This window comes from Cobetia sp. 29-18-1 (assembly GCF_029846405.1).
Taxonomy (GTDB): domain Bacteria; phylum Pseudomonadota; class Gammaproteobacteria; order Pseudomonadales; family Halomonadaceae; genus Cobetia; species Cobetia amphilecti.
In genome coordinates, this window is the sequence record NZ_JARWKS010000049.1 from 1 (window position 1) to 556 (window position 556).

The 556-nt window shown below is 52.3% G+C and carries 2 protein-coding genes; one reads left to right on the plus strand and one right to left on the minus strand.

The features are described 5' to 3' along the window. The coding region (locus QD208_RS17565) for a hypothetical protein (RefSeq protein ID WP_279837681.1) at positions 1-199 on the plus strand (199 nt) is incomplete at its 5' end. 177 nt (positions 200-376) lie between these two features. On the opposite strand, the gene QD208_RS17570 is transcribed toward QD208_RS17565, so the two are convergent. Continuing rightward, on the minus strand, positions 377-556 hold a 180-nt coding region (locus tag QD208_RS17570), incomplete at its 5' end, for a hypothetical protein (RefSeq protein WP_279837682.1).

The following is a 556-nucleotide window of genomic DNA, read 5'->3' on the forward strand; positions in this document are numbered from 1 at the left end:
CCGGCAGCGGATGCGTACTTTACGCACGAACCGCCGTGAGGGCAAGGGCTTTTTGAAGATCAGGCCAGATTTCGCCTTCACACCCCTGATTCTGGCACCTGGAGCACTCCAGCCAGCCGATCTCTGGCAACAAGGCTCGTTTTTAGCACCCTTTTCTTCACCTGGCGGCGCACGGAAAAAAACCCAGTCTTGCGCATAAAAAACATCCTGAATGACACCACTCCCAACCCAGACATGATGCAAATGAGCATCCCTCTGATGAACTCCGACGCTGACAGACCCATGCGAGGTGCCTCAAACCGCACAAAAAACGCCCCCACAACAAAAGCTGCAGGGGCGATGCTTGGCAAAACCAGGCATAAAGAAAAAGCGCACATCATTTTTCATCAATGACAGAACTATCACAGCACGATGATGAGCCAAAGACTTTCTTCTTGCGCAGCCAGGGGAAGCTTATCTCTCGCCCACAGCTATTTCGCATCCAGGACTCCCTGCGCAAATTTTTCCTGAGCACAACTTTTCTCACCACAAAGAGAACCGCCCCTGCAGCAAGGCT